General features: G+C 61.8%; 14 protein-coding genes. 7 read left to right on the plus strand and 7 right to left on the minus strand.

From position 1 onward, the window contains the following. Positions 1–7: 7 nt before the first annotated feature. Positions 8–1,945: a pilus assembly protein TadG-related protein gene (locus tag BUA05_RS05265; RefSeq protein ID WP_178139143.1), complete on the minus strand. Its 1,938-nt coding sequence runs from the start codon at positions 1,943–1,945 to the stop codon at positions 8–10. 258 nt (positions 1,946–2,203) lie between these two features. On the opposite strand from BUA05_RS05265, the gene BUA05_RS05270 reads away from it, so the two are divergent. Both BUA05_RS05270 and BUA05_RS05275 read left to right on the plus strand, forming a co-directional pair. Continuing rightward, positions 2,204–2,860, plus strand: coding sequence for a squalene/phytoene synthase family protein (locus BUA05_RS05270; protein ID WP_072673616.1), 657 nt, complete (start codon positions 2,204–2,206; stop codon positions 2,858–2,860). Between the two features lie 53 nt (positions 2,861–2,913). Continuing rightward, positions 2,914–3,369 carry an EF-hand domain-containing protein gene (locus BUA05_RS05275; protein WP_086616517.1) on the plus strand — a complete coding sequence of 152 codons (456 nt, stop codon included), beginning with the start codon at positions 2,914–2,916 and terminating at the stop codon, positions 3,367–3,369. On the opposite strand, the gene trmFO is transcribed toward BUA05_RS05275, so the two are convergent. Then, positions 3,370–4,755, minus strand: a complete 1,386-nt coding sequence (gene trmFO / locus BUA05_RS05280) for a methylenetetrahydrofolate--tRNA-(uracil(54)-C(5))-methyltransferase (FADH(2)-oxidizing) TrmFO (RefSeq protein WP_072673618.1) — start codon at positions 4,753–4,755, stop codon at positions 3,370–3,372. 68 nt (positions 4,756–4,823) lie between these two features. On the opposite strand from trmFO, the gene BUA05_RS05285 reads away from it, so the two are divergent. Then, the gene (locus BUA05_RS05285) at positions 4,824–5,489 is read left to right on the plus strand and encodes a lysoplasmalogenase family protein (RefSeq protein WP_072673619.1); all 666 of its coding nucleotides are present in this window, start codon (positions 4,824–4,826) and stop codon (positions 5,487–5,489) included. Positions 5,490–5,576: 87 nt separating this feature from the next. Here BUA05_RS05285 and gyrA read toward each other — a convergent pair whose 3' ends face one another. Next, on the minus strand, positions 5,577–8,378 hold the full coding sequence (gene gyrA / locus BUA05_RS05290) for a DNA gyrase subunit A (protein WP_072673620.1): 2,802 nt from the start codon (positions 8,376–8,378) through the stop codon (positions 5,577–5,579). Between the two features lie 317 nt (positions 8,379–8,695). On the opposite strand from gyrA, the gene BUA05_RS05295 reads away from it, so the two are divergent. After that, a complete protein-coding gene (locus tag BUA05_RS05295) occupies positions 8,696–10,060 on the plus strand; it encodes a tetratricopeptide repeat protein (RefSeq protein WP_143150262.1) in 1,365 nt (454 codons plus the stop codon). A gap of 77 nt (positions 10,061–10,137) precedes the next feature. On the opposite strand, the gene BUA05_RS05300 is transcribed toward BUA05_RS05295, so the two are convergent. Continuing rightward, a complete protein-coding gene (locus tag BUA05_RS05300; RefSeq protein ID WP_072673721.1) occupies positions 10,138–10,851 on the minus strand; it encodes an NYN domain-containing protein in 714 nt (237 codons plus the stop codon). Between the two features lie 103 nt (positions 10,852–10,954). Between BUA05_RS05300 and lipA the strand changes: the two genes are divergently transcribed. Both lipA and BUA05_RS05310 read left to right on the plus strand, forming a co-directional pair. Then, positions 10,955–11,926 (plus strand): lipoyl synthase, encoded by a 972-nt coding sequence (lipA, locus tag BUA05_RS05305; protein WP_072673622.1) that lies wholly within the window; start codon positions 10,955–10,957, stop codon positions 11,924–11,926. Then, a complete protein-coding gene (locus tag BUA05_RS05310) occupies positions 11,926–12,387 on the plus strand; it encodes a type II toxin-antitoxin system RatA family toxin (RefSeq protein WP_072673623.1) in 462 nt (153 codons plus the stop codon). The genes lipA and BUA05_RS05310 overlap by 1 nt, the downstream gene beginning before the upstream one ends. Here BUA05_RS05310 and BUA05_RS05315 read toward each other — a convergent pair. From BUA05_RS05315 to BUA05_RS05325, 3 genes are read right to left on the minus strand one after another with little or no spacing between them, the layout of a single operon-like run. Continuing rightward, entirely contained in the window at positions 12,348–12,860 is a 513-nt protein-coding gene (locus BUA05_RS05315; protein ID WP_072673624.1) for a CinA family protein, read from the minus strand. The two genes, BUA05_RS05310 and BUA05_RS05315, sit on opposite strands and share 40 nt — an antisense overlap. 7 nt (positions 12,861–12,867) lie before the next feature. Further along, complete coding sequence (locus BUA05_RS05320) at positions 12,868–13,428, minus strand: hypothetical protein (RefSeq protein WP_072673625.1); 561 nt, start codon at positions 13,426–13,428, stop codon at positions 12,868–12,870. A gap of 13 nt (positions 13,429–13,441) precedes the next feature. Next, complete coding sequence (locus BUA05_RS05325) at positions 13,442–14,599, minus strand: bifunctional 2-C-methyl-D-erythritol 4-phosphate cytidylyltransferase/2-C-methyl-D-erythritol 2,4-cyclodiphosphate synthase (RefSeq protein ID WP_072673626.1); 1,158 nt, start codon at positions 14,597–14,599, stop codon at positions 13,442–13,444. 79 nt (positions 14,600–14,678) lie between these two features. Here BUA05_RS05325 and dusB point away from each other — a divergent pair, with 79 nt between their 5' ends. Further along, complete coding sequence (gene dusB, locus BUA05_RS05330; protein WP_072673627.1) at positions 14,679–15,695, plus strand: tRNA dihydrouridine synthase DusB; 1,017 nt, start codon at positions 14,679–14,681, stop codon at positions 15,693–15,695.

Consider the following 15,695-nt stretch of genomic DNA (forward strand, 5'->3'; position numbering starts at 1 on the left):
GCGCGGATCATGACGTAAGCCTCAGGGCGGCGATCCTCTGCGCGATTTCCTGGAACCGGGCGTTGAGTGTGGCCGAATCGTTGGCCTGGAACGCACGGCCGGGCGAAGCGCAGTCAATCAGGTTCTGCGTCAGCGTGGTCCCGAAAGCGACCACCCAGACGGTGATGTTTTCCTGCCGGGCAGCCCTGCACACAGCTTGCAGACGGGCCGCGCGGCGGGTGATTTCGGTCGACCCGTTACCATCGCCGGTGATGCGGCGGTCCCAGAATTCGATACCGTGGGTGGAATAGTTCCCGTTGGAGTTCACCTGCTCACCATCGGTCATGAACACGATGTGGCGCGCAATCGCATCGCCATTGGGCGCGGACGCGTTTTCTGCGGCAAAGATACCGCGCGGCGAAATGAAGCGTGCGCCCCAGGTCATGCCGATATCGTGATAGGTCTGGCCGTCGGCATCGAGACCGTTGACATAGGTGGTGAGATCCGCCCTGCTGATTTCGCTCAGCTTGCGCGCCGCTGCGGGGCAGATGTAGCCGGGACGGGTCTGTTCACCAGTCCGTACAAGCGGGTTTTGCTGCCACCACACCGCATTGCGCAGCGCGGGCTTCCACATTTGCGCCTCGTTTGCGGGCACAAGGTTGATGTTGATGTCAAACGCATTGGCTGGCAGCGGATTATAGGTGCCGGTATCGACGGTCGCTGCTTCTTCAACGCAGCCATCCCACGTGTGATTGACCATCGCGCCCTCGTTGCCGGTCGGCAGCAGGATCTGGTTGTCATCATAAAGCGTGGCGAGGTCGACTGTTTCCCAACCGGCCGGGCTGCCGGCCGGGTTGGTGACCCCGCATGGCGTAGCGGCAGCCGTATCGACCGGGCAATAGAGATAATCCTGCCACACGATGTTGCGGATCTCCTGTTCCGGCTGGAACGGGATCACGTCGTCCTGAGTCGCAATCCGGGTCTTGCGCACCCGTCCGGCGCAAGCGCCGCGGTTGTTGGAGTTGCCTCCGCTCCAGACGTCAGTGTAATACTGCGTGCCGGAAAAGATTTCCCAGGTGTCCCCGCCGACGTTGTAGGTGCCGGGCAGTGTGTTCCAGCAGAAATTCTGCGCGCTGTTGCGCGCACTGCTTCCGCTGGTGCGGAAACGATAATGATTCATGTTGTTTGAATTGAAGTTCGACAGCGACCGCGGTAACCATTCAAACTGGTCGGAGATCACAATCTCATCGCCAACATTGATTCCATTGCCGGGGACTTCCGGAATAATGGTGATGTCTTCACGGAAACGGGCGACGCGTGATTGGTAGGTGTGGCGGTCCGCCATGAATTCGCGCGGGATCGAGAAGCCGACATTGACCTGCTGCGAATAGGGTACGAAGCCGTACCGCACCTGTGCGCTATTGGATGTGGCGCTTTCCACTGTGTCATAGAAATTGATCACGGCCGAACGCAGCGACGCAATCTTCGAATCCGGGCCGGAGGAGCAGCTGGAGTTATTTGGCAAACACGCCATCGACCCGGTCACGTCGAGGACGAACATGATGTCGGTGTTCGAAATGTTGATTTCCGACGTACAGCTCACGTCGATCGTGAAATTGTCGTAGCCGAACATCCCCATGATGCTGGTCGGCAGGGTGCCGCTGGCCGTGCCGGTGACCAGGCCTTGGCCATCGCTGGTGTAATCGCGCTGACCACTCTCGATACCGAACATGCCATCGGAAAAGTTCTGATCGAAGAAATCGAGCCCGAGCTGCTTGTGTTCGTTGGTGAAGGTGTCATCCAGCATGGCGCGCCGCGCGGCGAGGGCGCCTGCGTCACAGGCTGCCTGCATGCGCGATGCGGTCATGAAATACCGGCTTGCGTCAACGCCGCCGCCAACCATCGCCACCAGCGGGATCATCGCCGCTGCCGCGATGGCGAGCGTATTCGCGGTCCGGTCGCGCACGAGCGAACGGAGAAACGCTCGTCGCTGGTGTTTGTCTTGCCCCATCGAATTCTCGTCCTTCCCTGATCATTCCCCTTGAAATAAGGGAAATTCCAGTCGCACCGGACCGCCATAAGACGGTCTGGTAAGCGGATTGCGAAAAGGCTTGGTTAACCGGGTCCTAACGCTGCAATGAGGGTTGCCGATGATGGCCTTTGTGCCGTTAGGGGACACCTCGCTTGCCAATCCTTCGCCGCCGCGGCTAGGCGCATTGCCGTGATGAGCGAGGAAACCGAAATCCTGCCGCCCGAGGCTGCGCTCGCGCTGGCATGGAGCCCGCAAGAGGTTCGCGCGCGGTTAACCATGTTGCTCCAGCTTGATCGGCGCCTCGCCCGGATTGTTGCGCGCACCAGCGAACCGATGCTGGGGCAGATGCGGCTTGCCTGGTGGCGCGATGCACTGCGTCAGCCCAAGGCCGCGCGGCCGCGCGGTGACGCGGTGCTCGACGGGATCGGAATGGTCTGGGGCGGGCATGAGGCCGGTCTGATCGCCATGATCGATGGCTGGGAAGTGCTGATCGGCGAAACGGCTCTGGATTTGGTTGCCATTGCCGATTTTGCGGCGGGCCGGGCCGCGCCGTTCATGGCGCTGAGTGATGATCTTAAGGATGGGCAGCGCCCGGTTGTCGCGCAAGGGGCGCGATGCTGGGCGCTGACCGATGCGGCGATCGCGATGTCCGACCCGGCCGAGCGGGCGCTGTTTCTTGAAGCGGCGCGCGAATGCTGTGATCGAATCGGCAAAATGCCCCGTGATCTGCGCGGCCTGGCCGTGCTTGCGGCACTGGCGCGGCGGTCAGTCAGGCTGGGAGGTGTACCGCTCATGGCAGGAAGGGGCGCATCGCTTGCAGTCTTGCAGGCGGCTATCTTCCGGGTCTGAAAGGCGTATATTGCGGGAATCGTTCAGCAACAGGGGGCAGACCGTTGCGTCAGATGATTATCGGGGTGGTTGGCGGACTGGGCATGGCCGGAATCGGGATGTTCTGGTGGCAAGGCCGCGCGGCGGTTGAATCCAATGCGCCGCCGCCGCCCGTCGCCGAGGCACCAGCGCCCGATCCCGAAGACCTGCCGGTGACCGACCCAGGCGACATGCAGGGCCCCACGCCGCCCGAAGTCAGCGACCTTACGCGGGAGCAGCAACGCTTCTACCGCTATGATCGCAATCGTGACGGGATCATTACCCGCAATGAAATGCTCTCGACCCGTACCGACGCGTTTCGCGCGCTCGATGTCGACGGGAACAATTTGCTGACGTTCGAGGAATGGGCGGTAACGACGGTCAGGCGTTTCGAAAACGCCGATGCGGATGGCGACGAGCGGCTCACCCCGCGTGAATTCGCCACCACTGCGCCCAAGCCGGCAGCGAAAAAGCCCGCCTGCAAATGCTGATCAGGCCGGCAAGGCCTCGCGCGTTGCGGCGATCCAGCGCGCCAGATCGGCCTTCGCGCGGCTGGTATAGGCTTCCTTGCGCACCTTCTTGCCGACTTCGTGGAGCGGCGGGAACAGACCGAAATTGACGTTCATGGGCTGAAAGGTCTCGGCCTCGGCATCGCCGGTGATATGGCTGAGCAGCGCGCCCAGCGCAGTGGTGGAGGGCAGGGGCTGCCAATCCCGACCGCCCAGTTCGGCTGCGGTCATCATCCCGGCCACAAGGCCGATGGCCGCGCTTTCGACATAGCCTTCGCAGCCCGTCACCTGGCCGGCAAAGCGGATATGCGGCGCGGCGCGCAGGCGCAGCTGGCGGTCGAGCACCTGCGGCGAATTGAGGAAGGTGTTGCGATGCAAGCCGCCAAGCCGCGCAAACTCCGCATTCTCCAGTCCCGGAATCGTGCGGAACAGTTCCACCTGCGCGGCATATTTGAGCTTGGTCTGAAAGCCCACCATGTTCCACAGCGTGCCCAGCTTGTTGTCCTGCCGCAATTGCACCACGGCATAGGGCCAGCGTCCTTGCGGAAACTCCGGGCTGGTGTCGAAGGGGTTATCCAGCCCCACGCCCTTCATCGGGCCATAGCGTAGCGTTTCCACCCCGCGTTCCGCCATCACCTCGATCGGCATGCAGCCGTTGAAATAGGGCGTGTCCTTTTCCCACTGCTTGAATTCGGACTTTTCACCTTCGATCAGGCCCTTGTGGAAGGCCAGATACTGTTCCTGCGTCATCGGGCAGTTGATATAGTCCCCGCCTTCGTTCGAAGCCTCGGTCCGCTTGTTCCAGCGCGACTGGATCCAGCATTTGCTCATGTCGATGCTGTCGCGGTGGATGATCGGAGCAATGGCGTCGAAAAAGGCGAGCCGCTCGTTACCGGTGGCCCTGACGATGCTGGCGGCAAGTGCCTCTGCCGTGAGCGGCCCGGTGGCGACAATGGTGAGCCCTGCGGCGGGCAGGCTGTCCACCCGTTCCCGAACGATGGTGATGTTCGGATGGTTGCCGAGCGCCTTTTCGACCTCGGCGGAGAACACATCGCGATCAACCGCCATTGCGCTGCCCGCAGGCACCTGCGCGATATGCCCCGCGCGCATGACAAGGCTGTCGAGTTCGCGCATCTCGTGGTGCAGCAGTCCGACCGCGTTCTTCGTGTCGTCGTCCGAGCGGAACGAATTTGAGCAAACCAGTTCGGCAAGCCCATCGGTCTGGTGCGCCGGAGTCATTTCGCCGGTCCCGCGCATCTCGGACAGCCGCACCTTCACGCCGCGCCGGGCAAGCTGCCACGCCGCCTCGCTCCCGGCGAGCCCGCCGCCGATGATGTGAACATCGTGAATAGTCGCTGACGCTGTCATGGCGGGGCAGGTAATTGCGTGATAGCCCGGCTGCAAGCCCCAAGGGCTCTGCAAGGGAATTCACAGGGATGGCAAAACAGGCGCTGATCCAGCAACGGCCATGGCTGCTGGCCAGTATCGCGGCAGCGGGCGCATTCTATTTCTTGCGCGATAACCCGCTGGGCGAGGGGACGTGGGGGCTGCTTGCCAAAGGCGCTGCGGTCGGGCTGCTCACAATTTATGCATGGCTGCGGGTGCCGCCCGAACGGCGCGGACTGGATGGCGCCCTGCTGGTGACAGCGCTGGTGCTGGCGGCGGCCGGGGATGTGGCAATCGAGCTTTACTTCACGGTCGGCGGGGCATTCTTCACAGCCGCGCATTGCGTTGCGGTGGTGCTTTATTTGCGCAATCCGCGCCCGCGCAAATCGCCCAGCCAGCGGATGCTCGGTCTGGCACTGTTCATCGCGACCCCGCTGGTGAGCTACCTGCTGAGCGGTAAGGCCGAGATCGCGCTTTACGGGGCGTTCCTTGGCGCAATGGCCGCGGCGGCGTGGGTCAGCCGCTTCCCGCGCTATCGGGTGGGAACGGGCGCAGTCCTGTTTGTGATCAGCGACTGGCTGATCTTTTCGCGCGCCGGCAGTTTCGATCTGGGCGTGTTGCCCGACCTGTTGATCTGGCCGCTCTACTATGCCGGACAGGTGATGATCGCCACCGGCGTGGTGCAATGCCTGCGCGGCGAACAGCCGGTCAGGTAGGGGCTGCCTGTTTTGTAATCATATAAAAAAGGGCAGCCGGTGCACGCGCCGACTGCCCATTTTTTCATCACGTCGCGCAATAGCGGATCAGGCGACGGGCGTTCCGTTATCGCCTGAAAGTTCCGCGGCAATGGCTTCCTCGGCGGCGTTTTCCGGCTCCTCGGTCTCGTCGATCAGCGCTGCGCCGACGATATGTTCACCCTTGGCGACATCGAAAATGCGCACGCCCGACGAACTGCGACCGGAAATCGAGAACCCCTTGAGATTGTCGAATCCGCCTTCGATCAAGTGGCGCAGATCAATCCCCAGCCGGATCAGCTTGGCCTGATCGGTAACCAGCATCAACTGCGATCCGTGGCGCACCGGGAAGCTGGCGACGACCGGGCCGTTGCGTTCAGGGTTGCTTTCAGGTGTTCCGATATTCGTAATCCCCTGGCCCCCGCGTCCGATGGTGCGGTATTCATAGGCAGAGGAAATCTTGCCATAGCCATTGGCGGTCATGGTGAGGATGAATTCTTCGCTTTCCGCCATCATCGCCATCTTTTCCGGCGGCAAGGTCGGGACGGCATCATTGTTCTTCCACGCGGCAGCCCGCAGGTAAGCTTCGCGGGTTTCCATGTCGGCGGTGAGCTGATCAAGCACCGCCATGCTGACAACCTTGCCGCCTTTCTTGAGGCTCATCCCGCGCACACCAATGCCGGTGCGGCTTTTGGTTTCGCGCGCATCAGTGGCCGAAAACCGGATCGATTTGCCGCTATCGCTGGCAAGGAAGATTTCCTGCTCCTCGGTCAGCAATTGCACCCCGATCAGGCGATCGCCCGATCCTTCGACAAAGCCCATGGCGTATTTCCCGGCTGTCGGGATATTGGCGAAGGCATCCATCGAATTGCGCCGCACCATGCCTTGTTCGGTGGCAAACACGATATTGAGGCCTCCCCAGGTCGTCTCGTCCTCGGGAAGGGGCAGCACATTGGTGACGCGCTCATCTTCGCCCAGCGGCAACAGGTTGACCATCGGGCGTCCCTTGGTCTGCGGGCCGCCGACGGGAAGCTTCCACACCTTCAGGCGATAGACGCGTCCGGTATTGGTGAAGAACAGCACCGGGTTGTGGGTGCTGGTGACGAACAGTTCGACCACCGCGTCCTCATCCTTGGTCGCCATGCCGCTGCGGCCCTTGCCGCCGCGTGCCTGCGCGCGGAAGGTGTTGAGATTGGTGCGTTTGATGTAACCGTCATGCGTGACCGTGACGACCATATCCTCGCGCTCGATCAGGTCCTCATCGTCCAGACCATCCCATGCAGGCGCAATTTCGGACAGGCGCGGCGTGGCATAGGTGGCACGGATTTCCGCCAGCTCGTCACGCATCACCCCATACAGCATGACCCGATCAGCCAGAATCGCGAGATATTCCGAAATGGCGGAGGCCAGTTCCTTCAGCTCCTCGCCGATTTCGTCGCGGCCCAGCGCGGTCAGGCGGTGGAGGCGCAATTCGAGGATCGCCCTCACTTGCCGTTCCGACAGGCGGTAGGTCCCGCCTTCTTGCTCGGCATCGGGCTCGATCGCTTCGACCAGGCGGATATATTGCGCGATTTCGCCAATCGGCCATTCCTTGGCCAGCAGGCGCGCGCGCGCTTCGGCGGGGTTGGGGGCGGTGCGGATCATCACCACCACCTCATCAAGGTTGGAGACCGCGACCACGAGACCCAGCAAGATATGCGCCCGTTCACGCGCCTTGGCGAGTTCGTACTTGGTGCGCCGGGTAATCACTTCTTCGCGGAAGGAAATGAAGGCCGCGATGAAATCGCGCAGCACCAGCGTTTCCGGGCGCCCGCCGCGGATCGCCAGCATGTTGGCCGGGAACGAGGATTGCGCCGGGGTGTGCCGCCAGATCTGGTTGAGCACCACCTCGGCCGTGGCATCACGCTTGAGATCGATGACCACGCGCACGCCTTCGCGCGAGGATTCGTCGCGGATGTCGGAAATACCCTCGATCCGCTTTTCCTTGGCGGCATCGGCGATTTTCTCGACGAGGTTCGATTTGCCCACCTGATAGGGAATCGAGGTGAAGACGATGCTTTCACGTCCTTCGCTCTTGGCGCCGCGGGTCGATTCGACCTCGTGGCGGCAACGCATCAGGATCGATCCGCGCCCGGTGGTATAGGCCGAGCGTGCGCCGTGCGTGCCGAGGATCAGGGGCGCCGTGGGGAAATCCGGGCCGGGGATGTATTCGATCAGCTCTTCCGAGGTGATCGCCGGGTTATCCATATAGGCAAAACAGGCGTCGATCACTTCGCCAAGGTTATGCGGCGGCACGTTGGTCGCCATGCCGACCGCGATCCCGCCCGCGCCGTTGACAAGCAGGTTGGGGAAGCGCGCCGGCAGCACCGTCGGCTCCTTGCGGCTGCCGTCATAGTTCTCGGTAAAATCGACCGTATCCTTGTCGAGATCGTCGAGCAGCGAATTCGCCACCCGCGCCAACCGCGCTTCGGTGTAACGCATCGATGCCGGGGGATCGGGGTCCATCGAGCCGAAATTGCCCTGACCATCGATCAGCGGCACCCGCATCGACCACGGCTGCGTCATCCGGGCGAGCGCATCATAGATCGCGCTGTCGCCGTGAGGGTGATAATTACCCATCACGTCGCCAACGATCTTGGCGCTCTTGCGGTAAGGCTTCCCGGCGACAAACCCGCCTTCCTGGCTGGCAAACAGGATGCGGCGGTGCACCGGCTTCAACCCGTCGCGCACATCGGGTAGCGCGCGGCTCACGATCACGCTCATGGCGTAATCGAGATAGCTCGTCTTCATCTCGTCCACGATGTCGATGCGGTCGAAGCCGCCCATCGGCGAAGGCGGAGGGGAATCGAGAATTTCGCTGTCGTCGCTCAAGGCTCGGGCCGTTTCTGTTAGTGTTTATCGGGCCCCGCGCGTGGGGGCGGCGACCATTATGGCCGATCGTTCCATGCATGTAGGCTTCCCGCTGGCGTTTCGCCACCTATGCAGGAGAACGCAGCATGAACAGCAGTGGTTTTTCCACATTTCACGCGCGGCCGTCGCAAGTCCGCCGGACGCCATTCAATAGCCGTTCAGCCCGGCTCGCCTAGCGACAATTGCAAATTCGTCGCAAGCCGTTCAAAGGCTGCAACACGTTTCATCCGCTCCCGGCATGCATGTGTCGCGGATTGCGGCAATTTCTGGAGGAAGAATTGACCGATCTGTCTTCGATCCGCCGGCGCTCGCTTGGCCTGACGCGCCAGCTTGCCCTGGCGCTGGCACTGGCTGGCGGGACTGCAATCCTTGCGGTGCCGGGCTTTGCCGATGCCGCCCACGCGCAGAAGCGCGACAAGAAGAAAGACAAGAAGGGCGAAGCCAAGCCGCAATATTCTTCGGAATTTGTTGCGGCCTATCAACCCGCCAACGAGGCGGTGCTCGCGGAGGGTGCGGATATCAATGCCGTAAAGCCCCAGCTGGCATCGCTTGCGGCAATGGCCGTATCGCCCGACGAACTGGCAGCCACTGGTGGGCTGATCCTGAATGCCGGGATCAAATCAAAGGACCCCGCACTGCAAATTCAGGGCGTGGAAATGGTGCTTTCGAGTGGCAAGCTCCAGCCTGAAGAAGTGGGCCGCTACAACTTCGTGGCCTATCAGATTTCCAACAATCTCGCCGATTATGGCAAGGCAGAGACCTATCTTCAGCGGGCGATTGATGGCGGCTTCACCACGGAAGGTGTGACCACCAACGACCTCAAACTGAATATGTCCGAACTGTTCTTTTCGCAGCAACAGTACCAGCGCGGTCTGGATTATCTGCTCGAAACGATCAGAGCCCGCAAGGCGGCGGGCGAAACCATCGAAGAGGCATGGTATCGCCGCGGGATCAGCTTCGGGTACAACTACGAGATTGTCCCGCAGACCTATGACTTCGCGATGAGTTGGGTGAACGATTATCCCTCGAGCGACAATTGGCGTGATGCGATCAACCTCACGCGCAATCTCAACGAGTTCGAGCCCGATGTGCTGATCGATGTGCTGCGGCTCAGCAAGCTTGTCGGAGGCTTGCGCGACAAGCAGGACTACGTTCAGTATGTCGAGGCCGCAGATCGCGGGATCGTTGGCAACGGGGCGCTGCTGATGCCGCAGGAACTGAAGGGCCTGATCGAGGAAGCCTACGACAGAGGCGTGATCGGCAAGGATGACACATTTATTGCCGACACTCTGGCTTCGGCCAAACGGCGCATCGCCGCCGACGTTGCGGAACTGCCTTCATTCGAAAAGGACGCCGATGCGGCAAACGCACGGGTGCGCACCGTCACTGCCGCAGCCAACACCTTCCTGAGCTATGGTGAATGGGCCAAGGCCGCGCGCTTTTACGAAAAGAGCCTCGGCATGGACGGCGTTGACCGTGATCAGGCGCTTGTGCGGCTTGGCATCGCCCAGACGAACATGGGCGATTACGCCGCTGCTGAGGCGACCTTTGCCAAGGTCACCGGCCAGCGTGCGCCGATTGCGCGGCTGTGGGCGACCTATGCCGCCCAGAAGGCGCAAGGCAGCGCGACTGCCGCCAGCTGATCTGTCAGGGTCGTTACAGGAGGGGCGGCGGATGATGATCCGCCGCCCCTTTTTTTTGTTTTCGGCCAGCGATGCATTCAGCGCAGACGCTTGACCCAGATCTGGTTGTCAGCGCGCCGTTCCAGCTTGAAATTGGCGAGCGATTCGAACAATTCCGACAGGCTCTTGAAGCCGTAATTGCGCACATCGAAACTCGATCGATTGCCTGCAATCTGACCGACCTGATGCAATCTGGCAAACCCCTCTTCGTCGCGCTTCGCCTCCCGGTAGGCGGCGAGGATCAGGTCTTCGAGGTCTGCCATTTGCGCTGTGGACTCCAGCTTGGCAGCCGGTGCCTCGTCCCTTGTGCTGGCGATCAGTTCGTCGATGTAGAGAAACCGGGTGCAGACAGCCTGAAACGCCTCCGGGGTCTTTTTCTCGCCGAACCCATAGACAAGGATCCCGTCCTGCCGCAGCCGGGTGACGAGCGGGGTGAAATCACTGTCCGAGGTCATGAGCCCGAATCCATCGACCTTGCCCTGATACAGCAGATCGATGGCATCGATCGTCATCGCCATGTCGGTGGCGTTCTTGCCCTTGGAGATGTCGAACTGCTGCTGCGGGCGGATACCGAACTTGTTGGTGATCTTGTCCCAGCGCGAAAGATTGTCCTTGGCAAAATTGCCATAGGCACGGCGGATATTGACCTGTCCAAGCTCTGCCATGACAGTCAGCACCGGGTCGATGGCCTGCGGTGAGGTGTTATCCGCATCGATCAGCAGGGCGATGTTGTTGAGCGTGGTTTCAGCCATGGGCATGTTATGCAGCGCGCTGCCGGCGCGGACAAGCGCGCTATTGATATGGTGATGCCCGACGTGCTTGCGGGAGCGGGTTTGCACCCCTAAATGGCAGGACATGAACGATCTCGCCAGCACGCCGCAACCCGACCAGCCCAAACAGCGCCCCGCTCGCCAGCGCAAGCCAGACTGGATCCGCGTGCGCGCGCCGGTGAGCGAGGGCTATCACGAAACCCGCCGCCTGATGCGCGAGCTCAATCTCAACACCGTGTGCGAGGAAGCTGCCTGCCCCAATATCGGCGAGTGCTGGACCAAGAAGCACGCGACGGTGATGATCCTCGGCGATGTCTGCACGCGGGCCTGTGCGTTCTGCAACGTCAAGACCGGGATGCCGCGCGCCGTCGATCCGATGGAGCCGGAAAACACCGCCATTGCCGCTGCCAAGATGGGGCTTGAACACATCGTTATTACCAGCGTCGATCGCGATGACTTGCCCGATGGCGGGGCGATGCAGTTCGTCAAGGTGATCGAGGCCCTGCGCCGCAACACGCCCAGCACCACCATCGAGATCCTCACGCCCGATTTTCGCGGCAAGATGCGCCGTGCGGTGGAAATGATCTGCGAAGCCGGGCCGGATGTTTACAACCACAATCTCGAAACCGTGCCGCGGCTCTATCCCACGATCCGCCCCGGCGCGCGGTACTATGCCTCGCTGCGGTTGCTCGAAGAAGTGAAGGCGCACAACCCGCTGATCTTCACCAAGTCGGGCATCATGCTGGGTCTGGGTGAACAGCGGCTCGAAGTGCATCAGGTGATGGACGACATGCGCTCGGCCGAGGTCGATTTCATCACCATGGGGCAATATCTGCAACCGACGCCCAAGCACGCGAATGTCGAGGAATTCGTCACCCCCAAGGCCTTTACAGCCTATGGCGCGATCGCGCGGGCCAAGGGCTTTCTGCAGGTCGCTTCCAGCCCGCTCACCCGTTCAAGTTACCACGCGGGCGATGATTTCGCGGTGATGCGCGCCGCCCGCGAGGAAAAGCTGGCACGCGTGAACAAAGCGTCGCGGGAGCGGGCGGGCGACTGATGCCGGGCATCCGCGAAACCCGGCGCCTGCCCTATAGTGCCGAACAGATGTATGATCTTGTTGCCGACGTGGGACGCTATGGCGAGTTTCTGCCATGGGTTATTGCCACCCGTGTTCGTTCCGACAGCGAAACCGAAATGATCGCCGACATGGTGGTGGGCTTCAAGTCCCTGCGTGAAAGCTTCACGTCGCGCGTCGCCAAGGAACGTCCGCGCATGATCGATGTCCACTATCTCGATGGCCCCTTGAGCGATCTCGACAATGTCTGGACCTTCCGGGCGATTGACGAGTCCACCTGTGAAATCGATTTCCTGGTCGAATTCACCTTCAAGAACCGCTTGTTCGAAAAGATCGCTGGCCAGTATTTCGACAAGGCCTTCCGCAAGATGGTCGAAGCCTTTGAAAAGCGCGCGGCGGATCTTTACGGCAGTAGCAATTCAAGCGCGCAGAGCGTCGCCTGACGCCGGATTTCGGCGCGGCCATCGGGGCCGTCGCCACCTTCGAAAAACTTGAGTTCGCCTTCTGGCTCAGCAGTGGCATCGCGCACCACCCGGGCAAATACCACCGTGCCGACCGGTTTCAATGCCGTACCGCCGCCCGGTCCGGCCACGCCGCTGATTGCCACTGCAACATCGGCCCCCGACCGTTCCAGCGCGCCCTTGGCCATCGACCATGCACAGGCAATCGATACCGCGCCGAAGGTTTCGACAATATCCTGTGCAACGCCAAGCATCTCCATCTTGGCTTCGTTGGAATAGCTCACGAACCCGCGGTCGAGGACAGCGGAAGATCCGGCAATCTCGGTCAGCGCGCCTGCCACAAGACCCCCGGTACAGCTTTCAGCGAGTGCGATCTTGCGCCCGGCTGCGACATTTTCGGCCACGACCCGGGCGGCGAGTGCTGTGATGTCATCGGGGAGGAGATATCCGGGCATGGGACAGCTAGTTCTTTGCCGCTGCCGGATCGGCGGAACAGATCGACGGGTTCTTGATATCGGCTATTTCGGCGATGAAGGCCATCAGACCGGCCAGATTATCGGCAGGCAAGGGGCTCAGCAATTCCATCCCGCGCTCGATCTTGCCGCAGCTGTCGGGTTTGATTTCCTTGGCGATCATCTGGCCGACCAACCCGTCGACAAAGGGACGCAGGTTTTCTTCCGGAAGCGCGGAAAGCAGGGCTGTCATATCAGCATCGCTCTTGCCTTTTTCGGCATTGTTCTGCGCCATGAAAGTCTTGAGCAGACGAAAGGCTCCGGGCCAGGCACTGTCCTGACGCGCGCGGAAATTGTTGATGAAGGCGCCACCATCGCGGGCGATGAAACCATCGGCCTTGAGCTGCCTTGCACAAGTCGTGCTGACCGCATCATAGGCAATCGGCATGGCATAAAGCACCGTATCGCCAAGATCGGCTGATCCCACGCAGTCCTGCTGCTGGGCATGGGCCGCGTTTGCAGTGGCAAGCGCAACGATGGCGAGGGCAGGGGCAACAACACGCTTGGTCATGGATGGCGTCCTTTCATGCAAGGATAAGCGCAATGATGGCTTGTGCGGCGATCCCTTCGCCGCGGCCGGTGAAACCGAGTCTTTCGGTGGTGGTGGCCTTGATGCTTACCGCGCTTTCGTCAAGTCCGGTGATCCGGGCCACTTCGGCGCGCATGGCCGGACGATGCGGGCCGATCTTCGGTGCCTCGCAGATCAGGGTGAGATCGATATTGGCGATCCCATAACCGGCCGCGCGGGCAAGGCCGACCGCATGTTCGAGAAACCGGCCCGAACGCGCGCCGCGCCACTGCGGATCGCTTGGCGGGAAATGGGTGCCGATATCCCCGGCGCCGATCGCACCAAGCACCGCGTCGGTAATGGCATGGAGCGCGACATCGGCATCCGAATGGCCTGAAAGCCCTTTGTCGTGCGGAATCTGCACGCCGCACAGCCACAATTCCTCGCCCGGTTCAAGCCGGTGGACATCATATCCCTGTCCGACCCGAAAGACGGGGGTTGGCCTGCTCTCCACCAAGTCCTCCGCAAAGGTGATCTTCTTCAATCGCTCGTCCCCATCGACCAGCGCGGCTGAACCTGAGCTTGCCATGAGCACTTGCGCATCGTCGCCAGCATCGCTCGCGCCCTGCCACGCCTGATGCGCGGCGAGGATATCGGCAAAGCGGAAAGCCTGCGGGGTCTGGACCCGGCGCAATGTCTCGCGCGCGGCCTTGCCGGTCATGATGCCCTGTTCGCCCGCGATGGCAATGCTGTCGACCACTGGCAGCACAGGTATCGCGCCGGGGTGGGCGGCGAGCGCGGCAAGCAGACGCGCGATCACGGCGCGGGGCAGATCCGGGCGGGCGGCATCGTGGATCAGCACCCGTGCCGGCGCATCATCGGCAAGCGATTGCAATCCGTTGCGGACTGAATCCTGTCGGCTGGCACCGCCGGTCACAAAACGGACCCCGCCAATCCCTTTGAGCGCTGTTTCGGCATCGGAGCGTGCATCAGCGCCGATCACGACCACCAGTGGATCGGCCCCGCCGTCAAGCAAAGCTTCCACCGAATGTCGCAGCAGCGGCTTGCCGCGCCAGTTGCGGAACTGCTTGGGCACCTCGCCGCCAACGCGCAGCCCCTTGCCTGCGGCAACCACAATCGCCGCAAAGGAGGGAAGGGGGAGCTCGCTCGCCATTGCGGGCAAGCGCTTAAGGTCTGGACGGGCTTTCGGCAATCCACTATGCGACTGCCCAATTATTAGGCACACCGGCACCATGAGCATGCTTCCCACCCCTCCGGCCCTTAAGCCGATCGCCATCGGCCCTGTCACAGTGGCCGAACCGGTGGTGCTTGCGCCAATGACCGGGGTGACCGACATGCCGTTCCGTACGCTGGTGCGGCGCTATGGCTCGGGCCTCAACGTCACCGAAATGGTGGCAAGCGAGGCGGCGATCCGTGAAACCCGCCAGTCGGTGCAGAAAACCGCGTGGGACCGGATCGAGGAGCCGGTTTCGATGCAGCTGGTCGGTTGCGATCCCGCCAGCATGGCTGAAGCCGCCAGATTGCAGGAAGGCAATGGCGCGGCGATCATCGATATCAATTTCGGCTGCCCGGTGCGCAAGGTCGTGGGCCAGCTCGCCGGCAGCGCGCTGATGCGCGAAGTGCCGCTGGCGGTGCGGCTGATGGAAGCGACCGTCAAGGCAGTGAAGGTGCCGGTTACGGTTAAGATGCGGATGGGCTGGTGTCACGATAGCCTCAACGCCCCGGAACTCGCCCGCATGGCCGAAGATATCGGGGTGCAGATGGTCACCGTCCACGGAAGGACCCGCAACCAGATGTACAAGGGCAGCGCCGACTGGAGTTTCGTGCGCAAGGTCAAGGATGCAGTGAACATTCCAGTGATCGTCAACGGCGATATCTGCGCCATCGAGGACGCAGCCAGGGCGCTCGCGCAATCGGGCGCAGACGGATTGATGATCGGGCGGGGCGCTTATGGCAAACCGTGGCTGCTGGGGCAGGTGATGCATTGGTGGCGCACCGGCGAGGCCTTACCCACGCCGGGCATGGACGAACAATACGCCGTATTGGTCGAACATTATAACCGGATGCTGGATCATTACGGGCGCGATACGGGGGTCAAGATGGCGCGAAAGCACCTTGGTTGGTATACTAAGGGGCTGCATGGATCGGCTGAATTCCGCAACCAGGCCAACTTCATCGACGATCCCGAACAGGTGCTGGGCGAGATTGAACGGTTCTATGAACCTTTTCGCCTGCAGCAGGCGGCCTGA

This window comes from Erythrobacter sanguineus, assembly GCF_900143235.1.
GTDB classification, from domain to species: domain Bacteria; phylum Pseudomonadota; class Alphaproteobacteria; order Sphingomonadales; family Sphingomonadaceae; genus Erythrobacter; species Erythrobacter sanguineus.